The 18,119-nt window shown below is 46.5% G+C and carries 20 protein-coding genes; 3 read left to right on the top strand and 17 right to left on the bottom strand.

Annotated features, from left to right (window positions below):
* Window positions 1–126 precede the first annotated feature (126 nt).
* Complete coding sequence (gene ffh, locus AYJ58_RS09160; protein WP_106649860.1) at window positions 127–1,500, bottom strand: signal recognition particle protein; 1,374 nt, start codon at window positions 1,498–1,500, stop codon at window positions 127–129.
* Between the two features lie 289 nt (window positions 1,501–1,789).
* On the opposite strand from ffh, the gene AYJ58_RS09155 reads away from it, so the two are divergent.
* Both AYJ58_RS09155 and AYJ58_RS09150 read left to right on the top strand, forming a co-directional pair.
* Entirely contained in the window at window positions 1,790–2,578 is a 789-nt protein-coding gene (locus AYJ58_RS09155; RefSeq protein ID WP_106649859.1) for a cytochrome C assembly family protein, read from the top strand.
* Between the two features lie 98 nt (window positions 2,579–2,676).
* The gene (locus tag AYJ58_RS09150; RefSeq protein ID WP_106651789.1) at window positions 2,677–3,951 is read left to right on the top strand and encodes an HlyC/CorC family transporter; all 1,275 of its coding nucleotides are present in this window, start codon (window positions 2,677–2,679) and stop codon (window positions 3,949–3,951) included.
* A gap of 100 nt (window positions 3,952–4,051) precedes the next feature.
* On the opposite strand, the gene AYJ58_RS09145 is transcribed toward AYJ58_RS09150, so the two are convergent.
* From AYJ58_RS09145 to rpoE, 12 genes are all read right to left on the bottom strand, one after another.
* Window positions 4,052–4,573, bottom strand: a complete 522-nt coding sequence (locus AYJ58_RS09145; RefSeq protein ID WP_106649858.1) for an Mpo1 family 2-hydroxy fatty acid dioxygenase — start codon at window positions 4,571–4,573, stop codon at window positions 4,052–4,054.
* Between the two features lie 209 nt (window positions 4,574–4,782).
* On the bottom strand, window positions 4,783–5,166 hold the full coding sequence (gene acpS, locus AYJ58_RS09140) for a holo-ACP synthase (protein WP_106649857.1): 384 nt from the start codon (window positions 5,164–5,166) through the stop codon (window positions 4,783–4,785).
* Window positions 5,166–5,903 carry a pyridoxine 5'-phosphate synthase gene (gene pdxJ / locus AYJ58_RS09135; protein ID WP_106649856.1) on the bottom strand — a complete coding sequence of 246 codons (738 nt, stop codon included), beginning with the start codon at window positions 5,901–5,903 and terminating at the stop codon, window positions 5,166–5,168. The genes acpS and pdxJ overlap by 1 nt, the downstream gene beginning before the upstream one ends.
* A gap of 70 nt (window positions 5,904–5,973) precedes the next feature.
* Entirely contained in the window at window positions 5,974–6,684 is a 711-nt protein-coding gene (gene recO, locus AYJ58_RS09130; protein ID WP_006080781.1) for a DNA repair protein RecO, read from the bottom strand.
* 28 nt (window positions 6,685–6,712) lie between these two features.
* A complete protein-coding gene (era, locus tag AYJ58_RS09125; protein WP_006085067.1) occupies window positions 6,713–7,729 on the bottom strand; it encodes a GTPase Era in 1,017 nt (338 codons plus the stop codon).
* Entirely contained in the window at window positions 7,726–8,406 is a 681-nt protein-coding gene (gene rnc / locus AYJ58_RS09120; RefSeq protein ID WP_012088603.1) for a ribonuclease III, read from the bottom strand. Before rnc ends, era begins: the two co-directional genes overlap by 4 nt.
* 1 nt (window position 8,407) lies before the next feature.
* A complete protein-coding gene (lepB, locus tag AYJ58_RS09115; RefSeq protein WP_006085066.1) occupies window positions 8,408–9,325 on the bottom strand; it encodes a signal peptidase I in 918 nt (305 codons plus the stop codon).
* Window positions 9,326–9,507: 182 nt separating this feature from the next.
* Complete coding sequence (lepA, locus tag AYJ58_RS09110) at window positions 9,508–11,298, bottom strand: translation elongation factor 4 (protein ID WP_006080777.1); 1,791 nt, start codon at window positions 11,296–11,298, stop codon at window positions 9,508–9,510.
* A gap of 166 nt (window positions 11,299–11,464) precedes the next feature.
* A complete protein-coding gene (locus AYJ58_RS09105) occupies window positions 11,465–11,938 on the bottom strand; it encodes a SoxR reducing system RseC family protein (RefSeq protein WP_106649855.1) in 474 nt (157 codons plus the stop codon).
* A 10-nt stretch (window positions 11,939–11,948) separates the two neighbouring features.
* Complete coding sequence (locus AYJ58_RS09100; RefSeq protein WP_106649854.1) at window positions 11,949–12,881, bottom strand: MucB/RseB C-terminal domain-containing protein; 933 nt, start codon at window positions 12,879–12,881, stop codon at window positions 11,949–11,951.
* Between the two features lie 12 nt (window positions 12,882–12,893).
* Entirely contained in the window at window positions 12,894–13,520 is a 627-nt protein-coding gene (locus AYJ58_RS09095) for a sigma-E factor negative regulatory protein (RefSeq protein WP_106649853.1), read from the bottom strand.
* A gap of 41 nt (window positions 13,521–13,561) precedes the next feature.
* The gene (gene rpoE / locus AYJ58_RS09090; RefSeq protein WP_106649852.1) at window positions 13,562–14,140 is read right to left on the bottom strand and encodes an RNA polymerase sigma factor RpoE; all 579 of its coding nucleotides are present in this window, start codon (window positions 14,138–14,140) and stop codon (window positions 13,562–13,564) included.
* A gap of 189 nt (window positions 14,141–14,329) precedes the next feature.
* Here rpoE and nadB point away from each other — a divergent pair, with 189 nt between their 5' ends.
* Window positions 14,330–15,943 carry an L-aspartate oxidase gene (gene nadB / locus AYJ58_RS09085; protein WP_106649851.1) on the top strand — a complete coding sequence of 538 codons (1,614 nt, stop codon included), beginning with the start codon at window positions 14,330–14,332 and terminating at the stop codon, window positions 15,941–15,943.
* 51 nt (window positions 15,944–15,994) lie between these two features.
* Here nadB and AYJ58_RS09080 read toward each other — a convergent pair whose 3' ends face one another.
* The 4 genes from AYJ58_RS09080 to AYJ58_RS09065 all read right to left on the bottom strand — a co-directional run bounded on the left by AYJ58_RS09080 (window position 15,995) and on the right by AYJ58_RS09065 (window position 18,117).
* A complete protein-coding gene (locus AYJ58_RS09080; RefSeq protein ID WP_106649850.1) occupies window positions 15,995–16,435 on the bottom strand; it encodes a protein YgfX in 441 nt (146 codons plus the stop codon).
* Window positions 16,416–16,664 carry an FAD assembly factor SdhE gene (locus AYJ58_RS09075; RefSeq protein WP_106649849.1) on the bottom strand — a complete coding sequence of 83 codons (249 nt, stop codon included), beginning with the start codon at window positions 16,662–16,664 and terminating at the stop codon, window positions 16,416–16,418. Before AYJ58_RS09075 ends, AYJ58_RS09080 begins: the two co-directional genes overlap by 20 nt.
* Window positions 16,665–16,749: 85 nt before the next feature.
* A complete protein-coding gene (gene nhaR / locus AYJ58_RS09070) occupies window positions 16,750–17,658 on the bottom strand; it encodes a transcriptional activator NhaR (RefSeq protein WP_106649848.1) in 909 nt (302 codons plus the stop codon).
* Between the two features lie 72 nt (window positions 17,659–17,730).
* Window positions 17,731–18,117, bottom strand: a complete 387-nt coding sequence (locus AYJ58_RS09065; protein WP_106649847.1) for a hypothetical protein — start codon at window positions 18,115–18,117, stop codon at window positions 17,731–17,733.
* Between the last annotated feature and the right edge of the window lie 2 nt (window positions 18,118–18,119).

Below are 18,119 nucleotides of genomic sequence, written 5' to 3'. Positions count from 1 at the left end.
TTTACCTGAGTTTCCAACTAATGCAACCAAAGATGGCGATTATTACGCCTGCATCCTTAGTTAGCAGTTCATTGTTGCCAGAGTCAACCGACTGATAAAGTGCTAAGTTTAACTAAAAATGTCCGATTAACGACCTGGAAATTTCATTCCAGGCGGCATCATGCCACGCATTCCGCGCATCATTTTTTGCATGCCGCCCTTAGCGGACATTTTTTTCATCATCTTTTGCATTTGCGTAAACTGTTTCAATAAACGGTTTACGTCTTGAATTTGCGTGCCAGAACCCGCAGCAATACGACGCTTGCGTGAGCCCTTGATTAAATCAGGGTTCTTACGCTCTTTTGACGTCATCGAATTAATGATGGCTTCCATTTGGCCTGTCATCTTGCCGTCTTGGATTTGCGCTAGGGCTTCTGGGGGCAATTGGCCGACACCGGGCAGTTTTTCTAGCATGTTCATCATGCCGCCCATGTTTTTCATTTGCTGTAACTGCTCACGGAAATCTTCTAAATCGAAACTGCCACCCTGCTTCACTTTCGAAGCCAGCTTCATGGCTTTTTCTTTATCGACGCCGCGCTCAACTTCTTCGATAAGCGATAACACATCGCCCATGCCCAAAATACGCGAGGCAATACGGTCCGGATGGAAAGGCTCTAACGCGTCGGTCTTTTCACCGACACCGAGGAATTTAATCGGCTTACCCGTAATGTGGCGAATCGATAACGCTGCACCACCGCGAGCATCACCGTCGACCTTAGTTAAAATCACACCGGTGAGCGGCAGCGCTTCGTTAAAGGCTTTGGCTGTGTTCGCCGCATCTTGACCTGTCATAGCATCAACAACGAACAAGGTCTCGATAGGCTTAACCGCAGCGTGTAAGCTTTTAATCTCGTCCATCATGGCTTCGTCGACGTGCAGACGACCCGCGGTATCGAGAATAACCACATCGATGAACTTTAATTTAGCGTGGGCAATCGCCGCTTTCGCAATGTCGATTGGCTTTTGGCTGACGTCAGATGGGAAAAACTCCACCGCGACTTCTTGCGCTAACGTCTCAAGCTGTTTAATCGCCGCAGGACGATAAACGTCGGCACTGACCACTAATACCGATTTTTTATGGCGTTCACGTAAAAATTTACCCAGTTTGGCCACACTGGTGGTTTTACCCGCACCTTGCAGACCCGCCATCATGATCACGGCTGGCGGCTGAGTGGCTAAATCTAAGGCTTCATTCGCCTCACCCATGGATTTTTCAAGTTCACTTTGAACTATCTTAATGAAGGCTTGACCTGGGCTTAAGCTTTTAGAGACTTCTTGGCCAACGGCACGTTCTTTTACATTATTAACGAATTCGCGCACCACAGGCAGGGCAACATCGGCCTCCAGCAGTGCCATACGCACTTCGCGCAGGGTTTCCTTAACGTTTTCTTCAGTTAAGCGACCACGGCCACTGATATTTTTCAGTGTGCGTGACAGTCTGTCGGTTAGGTTCTCAAACATCGTCCTGTTCTATACCTTTAAGAATCTCGATTGATGGGCTGTATTATAACGATGCATGCGCATTATGCTACTGCTGCACCCATCTTGATTGTGGTTAAGTGTTTTACTTGCGCTGAGTCATGTTTTATTGTCGTTAACACACTATTTAACCCTAACAATAAGAATCTGCTAAATTTTGCAACTCATGTCACTGCCCATTTGCCGACGGCTCATGTTATTCTAGGGAAAATATTGATCTGTATGCCCCGTTTATAAGGCACCTTTAACTACACAAATAGGTTAATTACCCATGGTCATCTTTTCTGCCTCAGCCATGTTTTTTTATTGCATTGCATTGGTACTAGTGACGAGTCGATTGTTCCACCCCGACGGTCCGAATCGCCGCGCCGTCGCAGGTATAGCAGCTATTGCGGTCATTCTGCATGCTGCAGCATTATCCCAAGTGATTTTCACCACCGATGGGCAAAACTTTAGCCTGACGAACGTGATTTCCTTAGTAAACTGGATTATCGCTTTCACTTTTACAATATTAATGTTCAGGCTGAAGGTGATTGTTGTAGTGCCCGTGGTTTACGCCTGTTCTGTGCTATCGGTCGCCCTGCTCTGGTTATTGCCGCCTAAGTTCATCACGCATTTTGAGCTTTATCCTGAAGTTTTAGCCCATGTCGTCTTGTCACTCATGGCCTACAGTGCCCTGATGATTGCCGCCCTGTATGCGATACAGCTGGCGATGATCCAGAATAAGCTGAAGAAAAAACAATTTATGCTAAGCCCTGGCATTCCGCCGCTGATGACAGTTGAGAAACAACTTTATCATTTAGTGATTATCGGCGTTATCTTACTCAGTTTGTCACTCGCAACCGGCTTTATCTTCCTTGAAGACATGTTTACAGACGGCAAAGGTCATAAGGCCATTCTGTCGATAATGGCTTGGTTTGTATACATTACAATGTTGTGGCAACAGTATTGGGTCGGCTGTAAAATTCGTACCGCGGTCATTTATACTCTGACTGGCGCCACCTTACTTTCGCTCGCTTATTTTGGCGCGCGCATCGTCAAAGAGTTAATCCTCAACTAAACATTTAGTCGGCAAAGGCAGTTAATGCCGCTGCCGACTTGACACTTTTTTTAAATGTCGGTATTTACTTAAGTTTACTGGCCACATTGGAGCCTTTTTTGGACGCTATATCGACAAGCGCACTCCTGATCGTTTTACTAGTGCTTATCCTATTCTCTGCCTATTTCTCAGGCTCAGAAACCGCCATGATGACACTCAACCGCTACCGTCTACGCCACTTAGCCAGTAATGGCCATAAAGGGGCGATTAGAGCTTTGAAGTTGCTTGAGCGTCCTGACCGTTTGATTGGTTTGATCTTAATCGGCAATAACTTAGTCAATATTTTAGCATCGGCTATCGCCACTATTATTGGTATGCGCCTCTGGGGGGACTTAGGTGTCGCCATCGCTACCGGTGTGCTGACACTCGTTGTACTGGTATTTGCTGAAGTCACCCCCAAAACCATAGCCGCACTCAATCCAGAACGTATCGCCTTCCCCTCCAGCATACTGCTGCGCTGGTTGTTAATCCTATTAGCGCCCTTAGTGAAAGGCGTTAACCTCATCACGTCAGGTTTTTTACGTTTGATGGGAATTAAAACCGTTAATAGTAGCGATGCCTTAAGCCAAGAAGAGTTACGCACTGTCGTACATGAAGCGGGGGCACTTATCCCCCAACGTCACCAAGAAATGCTGTTATCTATCCTAGATTTAGAGAAAGTCACCGTTGAAGACATTATGGTGCCGCGCTCGGATATCTACGGGATTAACGTCAATGACGAATTTAAAGTCATCAATCGCCAGGTGATCCAAAGCCCGCACACCCGAGTGTTAGTTTATCGCGACACAGTTGACGATGCGGTGGGCTTTATTCATTTGCGCGATGCCCTGCGATTACAATCGAAAGAGCAATTCAGCAAGTCATCTCTGCTGCGCGCGGTGAAAGAACTCTACTTTGTGCCTGAAGGTACGCCACTCAATGTGCAACTGGCTAACTTTCAGCAGAACAAAGAGCGCATCGGCTTAGTGGTTGATGAATATGGCGATATTCAAGGTCTAGTGACGCTCGAAGATATTCTCGAAGAGATTGTCGGCGACTTTACCACCTCAATGTTAACCACGCCGAGTGAAGATATTAAAGTGCAGCAAGATGGCAGTTACTTAGTCGATGCCAGCATTACCATTCGTGATTTGAATAAAGAAATGAAGTGGAACTTCCCGACCGACGGCCCTAAGACCCTCAACGGTCTGATCCTAGAATACCTAGAGGAAATCCCCTCAGCGAACACCAGTTTACGTTTAGCTGGGTATCCTTTAGAGATCATCGATGTGGCTGAAAATATGATTAAAACCGTGCGCATCATTCCGCTGCATTATCACCCGCCCAGAGCTTAGCTTTCGATTTGCCCCATAAAAATTCGGCCGAACGACATATTAATATGTCGTTCGGCCGACTGCTCCCCCGAGCAATACTTTTCCCAAGTGATGTAACGAGTTAAACCTTTTTCGCCTCCAATGCGCGGCGTTTTTCAATCGCCATCGGCGTTATCTGGGCATTGAGCGCCTTTTCTAGGCCCAACATAAAATACACTTCCGCCATTAAGAAAAATGGTCCAATTAATAGCTGATTTAAGTCATCCACAAAGGCAGGCTTGGCTTTTTCATATTTATGGCCAATTAACTGGAACACCCAGCCCACCACAAATACCCCTAGGGCAAGCCAAGTGGCACCGGCAATATGCGCCGCCCATTCAGTTGTGAGCAGCACAGGAACCATAAATAAGATCAGCCCCATTGAGAGCCTTAAGTGTAAACGGACATAGTAGGCCGACACTAACACGCCGACAATCACGGCTAGACTGGTCTCACCCAGACTGCCCAGCGGAATACGTACAGTGGCCAACAACAGGAATGCAGACCAAATAATCAGTGGGATACCAATAAAATGGGTCTGAATATTACGATGATTTAAATGCACACTTTTGTAGGTCGATAACTGCTCTGCGGCGGATTTCATTTTGGGTTCCTCTTCATTTGCCCCTGCTTTTACCTGCGCCAAATTGAGCGACGCGCAAGCCATAAACTAGCGCAAAACAATTAAGCTGAACAGTAAAAGTAAACGAATTGTTGCACTTTATTGTTTGGTACTTATTTTGATACCCATCCAGAAATGAAAAAAGGAACCCTAAGGTTCCTTTTTGATAGACGACAAACACCAACTCGGGTTTATTGAGACTCTATGATTACCGTCGCAATCGCATAGGATTTTTCATCGGCAATAGAGATATGCCCAACCGTCGCTTTAAGCTGCTGTAAGCGCGCTAAAGCACCCTCGGTAAAGTGAATCGTCGGCGCACCATCCGCATTGTTGCCAATGTGAATATGCTGAAACGACACGCCGCGGCCAATGCCCGTACCGAGCGCTTTGGCTGCAGCTTCTTTGGCGGCAAAACGCTTGGCAAGATAACGGCTTGGCTGACTATGGCCAGTATAAATGGCCAACTCAGCCTCGGTTAGCACACGTTTCGCCAGCTTATCGCCTGCGCGCGCCACATGCGCCTGAATCCGCTCAATCTCAACGATATCTGTGCCTAGGCCGACAATCGCCATTATTCGCCTCGACGACCTTCAAGCATTAACTCTTTCATGTCTTTTACTGCTGTCGCTAAACCGTCAATGGCGGCACGGGCGACAATCGCATGGCCGATATTGAGTTCATATAACTCAGGAATCGCCGCGATGGGTTTCACGTTGTGATAATGCAAACCATGACCCGCGTTAACCACTAAACCTTTGCCATGGGCGTATTTGGCCATTTCGCTGATACGCGCAAGCTCAGTGGCTTCTTCTGCTTCCGTTTTCGCATCAGCATAACAGCCAGTATGGATTTCGATAAGCGGTGCGCCTGACGCAACGGTGGCATCGATTTGAGTTTTATCGGCGTCGATAAATAAAGAGACTTGAATGCCCTCAGCCGCTAAACGAGTGACCGCTGCAGTGATTTTATCTAACTGCCCCGCCACATCTAAACCGCCTTCAGTCGTGACTTCTTGGCGCTTTTCTGGCACTAAACAAACATAGGTCGGCTTAATGTCACAGGCGATGTTAAGCATTTCCTCAGTCACTGCACATTCAAAATTCATGCGGGTTTTCAAGGTTTTTGCCAGCAAATATACATCGCGGTCGATGATGTGGCGTCTGTCTTCACGCAAATGGATAGTGATGCCATCGGCGCCAGCATGCTCAGCAACGGCGGCGGCATGCACAGGATCAGGATAACTGGTGCCACGCGCCTGACGCAGAGTAGCAATATGGTCGATATTCACGCCCAATAAGATACGGCTCATCGGGAACTCCTTAATGTTGAACGCTGATATTGCGGCTTATTGTACTTAGGCTTACACAAAAAAACAGGAGCTAGGGCGAATTATTCCCATCAATCTTGGTTGGCGTGGCAGCGCTGACGAACAATTGTCGACTCAGCAAAGGTTTAGTCCCGAGTAATGGCTTTAACAGGGAGCGCATCAATAACTTAGCGCTCAAAAAATGCACATCGGTGAGTTGGTTATCGTTAAGCGCCGTCAACATGGCACCTTGATAGGCATTGCGAGCACGGGAGTTGAGCACAAATTGAAAGCCTAACTCAGGCACGAGCTGGTAATAATCTTCAGCAACGAGTGGTTCGCCCTGAGTATCGCGGCTAAGCGAAGGCATAAAACCTAATTCTCTCAGCAAGGCGAGCTCAATATAACGCAGTTGGGATTGGCAAAACTTCGCGGCAAGGCCGACTAAAGCTTGATGATAAATGAGGAACAACTCTTCGGCGTTGTGCTGCACAGACAAAGTGCGAACCAATAACTCATTGATATACATGCCAGCAAACAAACTTTGGCCTGATAGAGGCACAGCAGGCGCAGCAGCTTCGACTTGAGTTAAGGTTTTTAATTCAGACTTACCGCTAAATTCGAAGATCAGCGGTTGAAAGGGCTGGAGAATACTCTTGATAGAGCGCTTACCGCTGCCGGTTCGGGCAACCACATCGACCCGTCCAATGCCGTCAACTAAGAGGTTAACTAAGACACTGGACTCTCGATACGGACGATGATGCAGAACATAGCCACGTTTCATCGGTAAGCGCGCTCGCTGGAATTAATGCTTAATCGTCGCCGTAACCTAAGCTACGCAGGGCGCGTTCATCATCGGCCCAACCAGATTTCACTTTCACCCACACTTCGAGGAAGACTTTATTATCAAACAAGGTTTCCATGTCTAAGCGGGCTTGAGTCGCAATAGTACGAATACGTTCGCCCTTGCTACCGATCACCATACGTTTTTGACCTTCACGCTCAACGAGGATCAGGGCATTAATTTGATAAACGCCATTTTCCATCATCTTAAACTGTTCGATCTCAACCGTCGCATCATAGGGTAATTCATCACCTAAGAAGCGCATCAGTTTTTCACGCACAATTTCCGACGCCATAAAACGTTGCGAACGGTCAGTAACATAATCTTCAGGGAAGAAGAAAGGTCCTTCAGGAATCGACGCTGCTGCCAGCTCTAAAATTCGCTGGACGTTAGTACCCTTGCTGGCTGAAATTGGCAAAATTTCATCGAAAGGATATTTTTTGGCGACTTCTTCCAAATACGGGAATAGTGATTCTTTGTCTTTGATATTGTCGACTTTGTTGATCGCCAGAATCGTCTGACGCTCTTCGCCGCCACGGCGTAATTTGCTCAGCACCATCTCATCATCAGCGGTCCACGTCATGCCATCGACCACGAAAATGACCATAGCCACATCGGCAAGCGAACTGGCCGCTGCGCGGTTCATCAGGCGGTTAATCGCCCGCTGCTCTTCAATGTGCAAACCCGGTGTATCGATAAACACGATTTGCTTAGGACCATCGGTATGAATACCCATAATACGGTGGCGCGTCGTTTGCGGCTTTTTAGAAGTAATACTCACCTTCTGACCAAGCAAACGGTTAATTAACGTCGATTTACCGACGTTAGGGCGACCAATGATCGCCACCATGCCACAATAAGTGACATCGTAATGGGCCGACGGCGTTGGCGCGGCCGCATTCATCCTTGCCAGTAATTCATCTAAACTCGGCTCAGTTGCCGCTTTTGCAGCATCGATACCTGACAAGTCTGTTTTTTTGGTCATTTCTTTAGTAACTCCAATACTTGAGCGGCCGCGATTTGCTCGGCTTTACGGCGTGAACTCGCCACACCAATGACGCTTTGGCTCAAGTCTTCAATACGACATTCAACGGTAAATGTCTGATCGTGGGCATCGCCTTCTATGTTGATTACTTGGTAATCAGGCAGCGGCTTTTTAAACCCTTGTAAATGTTCTTGCAGTAAGGTTTTCGCGTCTTTCTGGCTGATCCCAGGTTGGATTTCGGCCAAACGCTCGGCATACCATTTAAGCAATAATGCACGGCAAACTTCGAGATCGGAATCAAGGTAAACGGCGCCAATAATGGCTTCAACTGCATCGGCAAGAATCGACTCGCGTCTAAATCCGCCACTTTTTAATTCACCAGGACCAAGATATAAATAATCGCCGAGCTTAAATTCTTGGGCGATGATCGTTAAGGTATCACCGCGCACTAAGGTGGCGCGCATCCGGCTTAAATCGCCTTCGGTCGCCTTCGGAAACTGATGATATAAGGCATCAGAAATCACAATAGATAAAATTGAATCACCTAAAAACTCTAAGCGTTCATTGTGTTTATTTGCCGCACTTCTGTGGGTCAGCGCTTGAGTCAACAGCTCAATATTCTTGAACTCATAACCTAAAGTACGACACAAACGTGGCAAATTTTTAATCGGTTCCATGCTATTTAATTCCACCTACACGCTCAAAACGCACGCCGCTAGGCACCCAAGTTGGGAGGAAGTCTGCTTTTGAGCGGTCAAATTCAAAACTAATCCAAATCGCTACCGCTTTACCAACAAGGTTTTCTTCTGGCACAAAGCCCCAGAAACGACTGTCGGTGCTGTTATCGCGGTTATCACCCATGGCAAAGTAATGGCCTTCAGGCACTAAAAACTCACCCGCGGGTAAATTACCTTCGCGCTTAAAATATCCCAGCATGTCGGGACGACTTGGGTTGATCAAAATATCGTGGGCGACTTCGCCCAGTTGCTCCGTGTAACGCAGTAATGGCACGCCATCTTGGCTGTAATCACCACGACTGATTTCAGTGCGGGCGATAACTTGTGGTTCTGGGCAATCTGTTTGCTCAACGCCACAGGCCTTCTGGATCATCAACTGCTTATTACGGTAAATAATTCTATCACCCGGTAAACCGACAACACGTTTGATGTAGTCAATTGTCGGGTTTTCAGGGTATTTAAACACGATCACATCACCACGTTTGGGCTCGCCGGTTTCAACCAGTTTAGTGCGCCATACAGGATCTTTAAGCCCATAACTGAATTTTTCCACCAGAATGAAGTCACCTACTAAGAGGGTTGGCATCATAGAACCCGATGGGATTTGAAATGGTTCATAAATGAATGAACGCAGGATCAACACAAAGGCAATCACAGGGAAAATAGAGTGCGCGGTTTCGACTATGGTCGACTCACGAATGATTTGGTACTCGGCTTCTTCGGTTAACGTCGCTTGCGAGGCCTTGGCTAACGCTAAACTCTCACGACGCTTAGGGGCGAATGCGAGCACGTCGACTAACCAAATAAGTCCCGAGATCAGGGTGATTAGCACTAGAATAATGGAAAAATACGCTGCCATTGCTTATTGAACTCCTGCTTTAAAATCATTTAAAGGTGTCTAACTCAGCGAATATCATACTTTAGTTAACTTACCGTGTTCGACCTTGGTAAACCAAAGTGATAAACCAATGCGATAACCTAACTAAAGCGCCGCAAACAGCGGCGCAATAGTCAACTAAATGGTCATTTCTATGCTAACGATTACTCGTTTAGCTTAAGTACCGCTAAGAATGCCTCCTGTGGCACCTCAACGTTACCCACTTGCTTCATCCGTTTCTTACCCTCTTTTTGTTTATTTAAGAGTTTTTTCTTACGAGAAACGTCGCCGCCATAACATTTAGCCGTTACGTCTTTACGCAAGGCTTTCACGGTTGAACGAGCAATAATTTGACTGCCCACAGCCGCTTGAATCGCGATATCAAACATCTGACGCGGGATCAGCTCTTTCATCTTATCGACTAAGGCTAAACCACGGTGACGAATGTTGGATCTATGGATAACCATAGCCAAGGCATCGACTCTGTCGCCGTTGATGAGAATATCTAAACGCACCATGTCAGCGGGATCGAAACGAATAAAGTTATATTCGAGTGATGCATAGCCACGGCTAGTGGATTTCAAACGGTCGAAGAAGTCCATGACCACTTCCGCCATTGGCAGATGATACGTCACAGCCACTTGGTTACCGTGGTAAACCATGTTCACTTGCGTGCCACGTTTTTCAATACACAAGGTAATCACGTTACCTAAGTATTCTTTGGGCACTAAAATGTTGGCCTCAACAATCGGCTCACGCATTTCTTCGATGTTGTTAATCGCTGGTAGATCAGACGGGTTATCAACGTAAATAGTTTCACCGCTGGTCATCACCACTTCGTACACTACGGTTGGCGCTGTAGTGATCAACTCTAGGTTGTATTCACGCTCTAAACGCTCTTGTACGATTTCCATGTGCAGCAGGCCTAAATAGCCAATGCGGAAACCAAAACCGAGTGCCGATGAACTTTCTGGTTCGAAGAATAATGACGCATCGTTCAGGCTGAGCTTATTCAGCGCATCACGGAAGTTTTCATATTCGTCAGTAGAAATCGGGAATACGCCAGCGTATACCTGTGGCTTCACTTTCTTAAAACCAGGTAACGGCTTTTCAGCACCGTTTTTGGCTAAAGTTAATGTATCGCCCACAGGCGCGCCGTGAATTTCCTTCAGACCCGCAATAACAAAGCCTACTTCACCGGTTTTAAGTTCGGTTTTATCAGTTTGTTTTGGGGTGAAAATACCGACGCGATCCGCAGTGTGGTTTTGTCCTGTAGACATCACCTTAAACTTGTCACCTTTTTTCAGGCTACCGTGTTTAATTCGCACTAAAGACACTACGCCTAGGTAGTTATCAAACCAAGAATCGATGATCAAGGCTTGCAATGGTGCGTTAGGATCGCCTTCTGGCGGTGGAATTTTGGCAACAATGACTTCTAAAACCTCGTCGACACCGACACCGGTTTTAGCCGAACAACGCACAGCATCCATGGCATCGATACCGACGATATCTTCAATCTCGGCAGCAACACGTTCTGGATCGGCTTGTGGTAAGTCAATCTTGTTTAAAATGGGTACCACATCTAGATTCATATCTAACGCGGTGTAACAGTTTGCCAGTGTCTGAGCTTCAACGCCCTGACCCGCATCAACCACCAGCAAAGCGCCTTCACAGGCTGCTAATGAGCGCGAGACCTCGTAGGAGAAGTCAACGTGACCTGGGGTATCAATAAAGTTGAGTTGATAGACAAGGCCATCTTTGGCTTTGTAATCCAAAGTGACACTTTGTGCCTTAATCGTAATACCACGCTCGCGTTCTAGATCCATAGAATCTAAAACTTGAGCATCCATTTCACGGTCGGTTAAACCGCCACAAACCTGAATAAGACGATCTGATAGCGTCGATTTACCATGGTCGATATGGGCAATAATTGAGAAGTTTCTAATTTGTTTCATTATGCTGCAATGACTAATACTGAAAATGGATACGGTTCAAAGGAGCGAAATTGTACCTGATTGCGGTTTCAATACCAATCACATTCACTCCGACTTAAGACAGACAGATAAAACAACGCCCAAAACCGCAGTTAGCTGTTATTTGATAAAAAATAAAATATTGAAATTATTGAGCTAATTCTTGTAAATTGATGCTCATGCCCAAATAGGCCAAAATCACAGGTTGAGCATCGACTTCTAAGCGTTTGGCCTGTTGCTTACCAAAAGACCACGCAAGCAAGGCACCAACGGCCGCAAAGCCCATAGCACCTAGGTTAGGATTAAACTCAAGCAACTGGCCTAAAAATTGGCCTAACGCAGCGCCAACAAACAAACCAAACAGCGGCATTAAATAGATTAATGCCGCAGCTTTGAGGATTACGCTCTCGGGAAGTCCTAGTTTGAGTAACTCACCCGCCTCGCAGCGGCGCTCACTCTGAATCGAAAATTGCTGAGTTTTCGAGGAAAAAGCCTGAGCCACAGCAGAGGTCCCGCAAGACTCGCTGTTACTGCAGCTCTTGCAGGTACTCTTAAGTTCGACTTCAACCGTCAACCAGCCTTGGCTATCACAGGCGACGACTCTGGCAATTTCTTCCATCATAATCGGCGTCCTACTCTAGCGTCAGACTTTTAGCAATGCGTGTTAGGGTTTGTGTCGGCACTTTACCCACTGCAACCACTTCGGCATTACCGACTTTTTCTGAGACTAACGACAAACCATTACGGGTGATTAACTCCTCAGGCAATGGACTTGTACTTGCTCTCGCAACATAAACGGAGATACTCGCTAGCCCATCAGTTAGTGCTATGTATTCCACCGCCTCATGGCTACCAATCAATCTATGGTGATCACGCACGACCACAGTAAAACCTGCGGGTAACCAAGCAAATTGCCAGTTTTGACCGTCTTGGCGCTCGGCTTGATCGATAACTGCAGGCCATTCTTGCTTATAGGCTTCTTGCAAAATGGCTGGCGGCTCGCTGAATTCGATGAGTTCAATCACCATGATCTGCTCAAGCAATTGCTTATCTTGAGTCAGCATGTCGTATCGCAGCGGCAGATAAGTTTCCATATCAAGCCAAATTTGAAAGCCATAACGGAATTCATCATTGGGCAACAGGCGGATCATTTGCCCCGGGCGCCCAGCAATACGGGTGCGACCACCAAGCACAAACTGATAACCCACTTCTAAATCCGCCATATTGGCAGAAAAAGCGGCAGGCCAAACACCTTGAATATGATTAGAAACAATACTGTATGCAGGCTCGTCGTGCTCAATAAAGGTAACACGATTGCCGACACGCACAGCATTTTTAGGTGGACCGTTAAGGTATTCTAGAAAGGCTACTTCTTGATTATTCACCTTACCGTGCAGGTAAACCAAGGGCCGAATATGATCGGCCTGAAGTTGAATAATCGATGCTTTAAACTCTTTCTCTCGTAAAGCCTGACTCATTTTCTCGAGCCAAGCTTTGGCAGGCATGTCTTCCTGCGCGGTTGCAGGAAAGACCAAGGCTAATAAAGCCAACAGGATTAGACGCAAGCTAACTCCTCGTTATTGATTGACCGGAACGGGTACGACCTCGGTATTGTCCTCTACAACCGCACCAGTATTCAATCGTTGTTGCAACATATGATCTTGGATATAAGTATTAATTCGGCGACGTTGCTCATTCACCTGATCATTGGTATAGCCTTGGCTCTGTTGTACAGGACCAGTTTGTAGGCTCACAGGTGATGCGCTACCAATAAGCGGCCTTGTAATTAACACGGGCGATGGTGACACAGCATCATCGGCGGTTTGATTGTAATTCTGCACACCCACAATCGCAAACATAGCAACCGTCGCAGCAATGGCATATTGGCCAAATTGCTTAAATAAAGGTACGACGCGGCTTTGCTCCGAATTGGCGGCAATTTGTGGCGTTACAGGTGCAGTGACTTTAGACGCATGATGCTTAGGCGCAACTATCGCTGGCTCAAGTTCAATGGCGGCAGCAATGCTAGCAGAAAGATCTAACACAATATTCTGTGGCAATTCGCCACGCATGGCATCGCCTATCATATGATAGTTATGCCATTTATCATGTGAATGTGTATCAGCAGATAACTCTGCCATGGTCTGCGCATCAGTCTCTCCATCGACTGCGGCAGATACCCATTCTTGACCTAATTTATCCATTTTTCACCTGTCTAAATATAAGGGTTTCTTAAAATAAGAATTTAGGCTTCCAGCAACGGCTGGAGCTTTTTATCGATTGCCTCTCGAGCTCGGAAGATACGCGATCTTACGGTCCCTACGGGGCAATCCATGACTATGGCGATATCTTCGTAACTCATACCATCGAGTTCACGCAACGAGATAGCCATTCGTAATTCTTCAGGCAGTGTCTCTAAGGTATCGAAAATCACTTTTTTGATTTCATCCGATAACATGAGCCGTTCTGGGGAGGCGAACTCCTTCAGCGCATCACTACCTTCATAATATTCGGCATCTTCAGCATCAACATCATTCGCGGGCGCTCTACGCCCCTGTGATACGAGATAATTCTTCGCAGTGTTTACTGCGATGCGGTACAACCAAGTATAAAATGCACTTTCACCGCGAAAGTTTGGCAAAGCTCGATAAGCTTTGATAAACGCTTCCTGTGCGACATCGGCAACGTCCGCTTGGTTCCGTACATAACGGGATATCAAGCTAATGACTTTACTTTGATATTTAAGCACTAACAGGTTAAAAGCGTTTTTATCACCTTGTTGTACGCGCTCAACTAATTGTTGATCACTTAATTGTCCACTCATCCGAGCCGACTTCTCCTAAATCTAAAATGCTGATTTCTCAGTCGCTCGAATCATATTCACTTAAGTAGACTCGCGTACTTTGAAAAAGTTCTGAAATTATATAAAAAAAGTAAGGTTAAAAGGAAAGTACCCATAATCCGTGAGTTGGTTTACCATAGATGGCACTCTCAAGTCACATCATGATACCCGATGAAACAAGTAGTTGAACACCAATCTGACATATTAGTCATAGGTAGCGGTGCCGCAGGTCTGACACTAGCTTTGCATCTTGCTGAAAAAGCAAAAGTAATTCTGCTTTCAAAAGGCCCACTCTCGGAAGGGTCGACTTACTACGCCCAAGGCGGTATCGCCTCCGTCTTCGACGAAAGTGACACTATCGAATCCCATGTTGCAGACACATTAATTGCAGGTGCGGGTTTATGCGACAAAGACGTCGTCACCTTTACCGCTGAAAATGCTAAGAGTGCAATGCAATGGCTGATCGAATGTGGCGTCGCCTTCGATAAAGAAGAAACCACAGACGGCAATGCAAAAGATGCACCTTACCATTTAACCCGTGAAGGCGGCCATAGCCACAGACGTATTTTGCACGCTGCCGATGCCACAGGCAAAGAAGTGCAAACCACGCTACAAGAGCGTGCACTCGCCCACCCCAATATCCAAGTTTTAGAACGCTATAACGCCATCGACCTTATCACCACCCGTAAGTTAAATCGCCCAGGAAATCGAGTGTTGGGCGCTTATGTGTGGAATCGCAACGAAGAACACGTCGAAACCGTTAAGGCCAAGTTTGTTGCGTTAGCGACCGGCGGTAGTTCTAAAGTTTATCAATATACCTCTAACCCCGATGTCGCTAGCGGCGATGGTATTGCCATGGCGTGGCGTGCAGGTTGCCGAGTGGCGAATATGGAGTTCAACCAATTCCATCCGACGTGTTTGTACCATGCCGATGCGCGCAACTTCTTACTCACCGAAGCCCTGCGTGGTGAAGGGGCGTATCTGCGTCGTCCTGACGCCAGCCGTTTTATGCCGGACTTTGATGAACGCGCTGAACTCGCCCCACGTGACATTGTTGCTCGCGCTATCGACTATGAGATGAAACGTCTGGGTGCCGATTGTGTGTATCTGGATATCAGCCATAAAGATGCTGACTTTGTGATGAAGCATTTCCCGACCATCTATAGCCGCTGCTTAGAGCTGGGGATTGATATCACTAAAGATGCTATCCCTGTCGTGCCTGCGGCTCACTACACCTGCGGCGGCGTGATGACAGATATGCACGGTCAAACGGATCTCAACGGCCTCTATGCCATTGGTGAAGTCGCCTATACCGGCTTACATGGCGCCAATCGTCTGGCGAGTAACTCGCTACTCGAATGTTTAGTATTTGCCCGTGCGGCATCACAGGACATAGAAAGCCAACTGCATAAAATTCAAATCCCGGGACAAATTCCCGCATGGGATGAAAGTAAAGTCTCTAACTCGGACGAAGAAGTGGTCATCGCCCATAACTGGCACGAACTGCGGTTATTCATGTGGGACTACGTTGGGATTGTGCGCTCGGATAAACGTCTGGAACGAGCACTACGCCGCTGCCTGATGTTACAGCAAGAAATTCAAGAGTATTACAGTAACTTCAGAGTCAGCAATAACTTGCTCGAATTACGTAACTTAGTGCAAGTGGCCGAGTTGATTATTCGCTGTGCCATGGAGCGTAAAGAAAGCCGTGGTTTGCATTTTAATATCGATCACCCTGAGAAATTAGACGCGCCGCGCCCAACAATTTTACTACCAGAAAAGTAACCGCTTATGTGTTTATAGGTTTAGGTTCTTATTTGGCTTGCTGAAAACAGACTAAACCTCGTTATGAGGTTTAGTCTGTTTTATTTTAGCCCGCAGTAACAGCCGACATAAATGCCGATAGTCAGTATCGTCTAACATATCCGCCCAAACCATCAAGAGCCGCAGCTGAGTACCCACTTCGATATACATCAAACATACAAAGGGTGTCACCCAAGTGCGCTTTAATACCTGAAAGTGCTCCCCCGTTGATAAACGTCCCTCACCTTTATCACTCAGCACAAAATCTAAACGCCACTGCTGCAGTCGCCACAACTGCGACAGCAAGAAGATACAAACCAGCGCGATAAACAGATATTTAAGCAGGGATAAGGCGAAATTATCACTTTGAGGCCAGAACAAAAATGAGCTAGAACAGACACAAATAAAAACGACCAACGAGAGTCGCTGGTCGAAGGAGGCTTTTACACTGAAACTATGGTGCCGGTCTTCCACGGACTTTTACTATCATACGAGCCAGTTCAGTGTCAGGACACACTTCATGGCCCATAAACCAAGCAAACAATTCAGGATCTTCACATTCTAACAAACGGATAAACACGGTTTTATCTTCATCAGACATTTCTTGATAGAAGTTTTCAACAAAAGGTTGAAACAAAACGTCTAATTCCAGCATCCCGCGGCGACATGCCCAGCGAACCCTTGCGATGTTCATTAATTCCAAGGTATTTCTCCCAACACAGATTTGGCATTAGTCTATCAGTTCAGTGACTAAAGTGTCGATTACCCCTTCACATTGGCTCACAAAATTAGCATTGTTGTACTTGCGTATCGAGCCCCTCAAAGAGATCGCTAAAATCTGTATCCAATAATCGCTTTACCGCAGGATGTTGGATCATACGTTCGGCAAACATCACATGGTATTCCTCTTTCACATCGGTGGTTTCACCGAGCAAATTCATACCATGGGAAATCACTTCTTGGCGATAAATCGACGGTGTGACAAAAATACCTCGTTTAAGGTAACCAAAGGCTTTCATCATGGCCGCATCATCGAACTCACCCAAGATACTGACTTTAAGGTTTTGCTCATCAAACCAGCGATATAATTGCTGTCCAAGCGAAGTTCTGCGGCCGGGGATCAATAGCTGGCCTTGCTCTAAACAAGCAGGAAAATCAGCGCTATAAGTATCAGCGGAGAAAAAACTCACACCACACTCGCCCAACTTTTTAGATAAAATTTCAGGGTATTTCAGTGATTCACCGGCGCAATCGGAGAGGATCATATCCAATTTATGCTCGCGCAAACGTGCCATTAAGCTTTCGTGAGTCGCCTCATAGCAAGCTAAATGCATAGAATTGTCATTAGGCACTACAGATAATAAAACTCGGCTGACTAAAGCTTTAGATAAGGCATCGGCAATACCCACCTCGAATAACATGGCATCCGCTTTTTGATAATTAAGTAAATCGAGCATTTCATAGCTAAGGCTAAACATCTTATCGGCGTAGCGAAACACCAATTCACCTAACTCTGTCGCCTCCAATGTCCGCCCGACTCGCTTGAACAGACTGCCATTCAACCTGTCTTCTAGGGCACGAATTTGCCCCGTTATCGTTTGCGGCGTTAAACAGAGGGCTTCGGCCGCCTTAGCAACCGAACCCTTTTTCTTAATCATCCAAAAATAATACAGGTGGTTGTAATTCAAATGCAGCATGCTCATCCAGTGTGAATCGTCCCTCATACGCCCAAGGAGCTGAGGGATAAAAACCTATTGTTATAAATCAGTTTATTGCAAACGCTGGCAATCAAGCAAGTTAGTGACTATGCCTTGTAATTGCTCCAAATCAGTCGCATTACCCAGACTTACCGCTTCAGTGACACCTGAGACTAAAACGTTACGTTCAGGAATACGTTCAGCGCAATAGGTCCGATTTGCCTCTTGGAAACGTTTACCACCACGGTATTTAAGCGCCCTCGATTCATAACCATTGGTTTCTAATCTCGCCCCTAAGGAATCAGATTTAAACATCAGAGCGCCATCCACTATCCCTTCAAGATAGCTTTGGCAAGTCTGAGAGTTCGCATCCTGATTACAGGCCGCTATTTGTGATGCCGTCGCGGTTGTCGATAGACATAAGAGTGTTGCCATTCCCATTAATTTCAACTTTATCATAG

Origin of the sequence: Shewanella sp. Pdp11 (assembly GCF_002838165.1) — a bacterium.
GTDB lineage: Bacteria > Pseudomonadota > Gammaproteobacteria > Enterobacterales > Shewanellaceae > Shewanella > Shewanella hafniensis.
The sequence above is the reverse complement of the archived record's forward strand: the minus strand, read 5'-3'. Positions and strand labels throughout refer to the sequence as shown.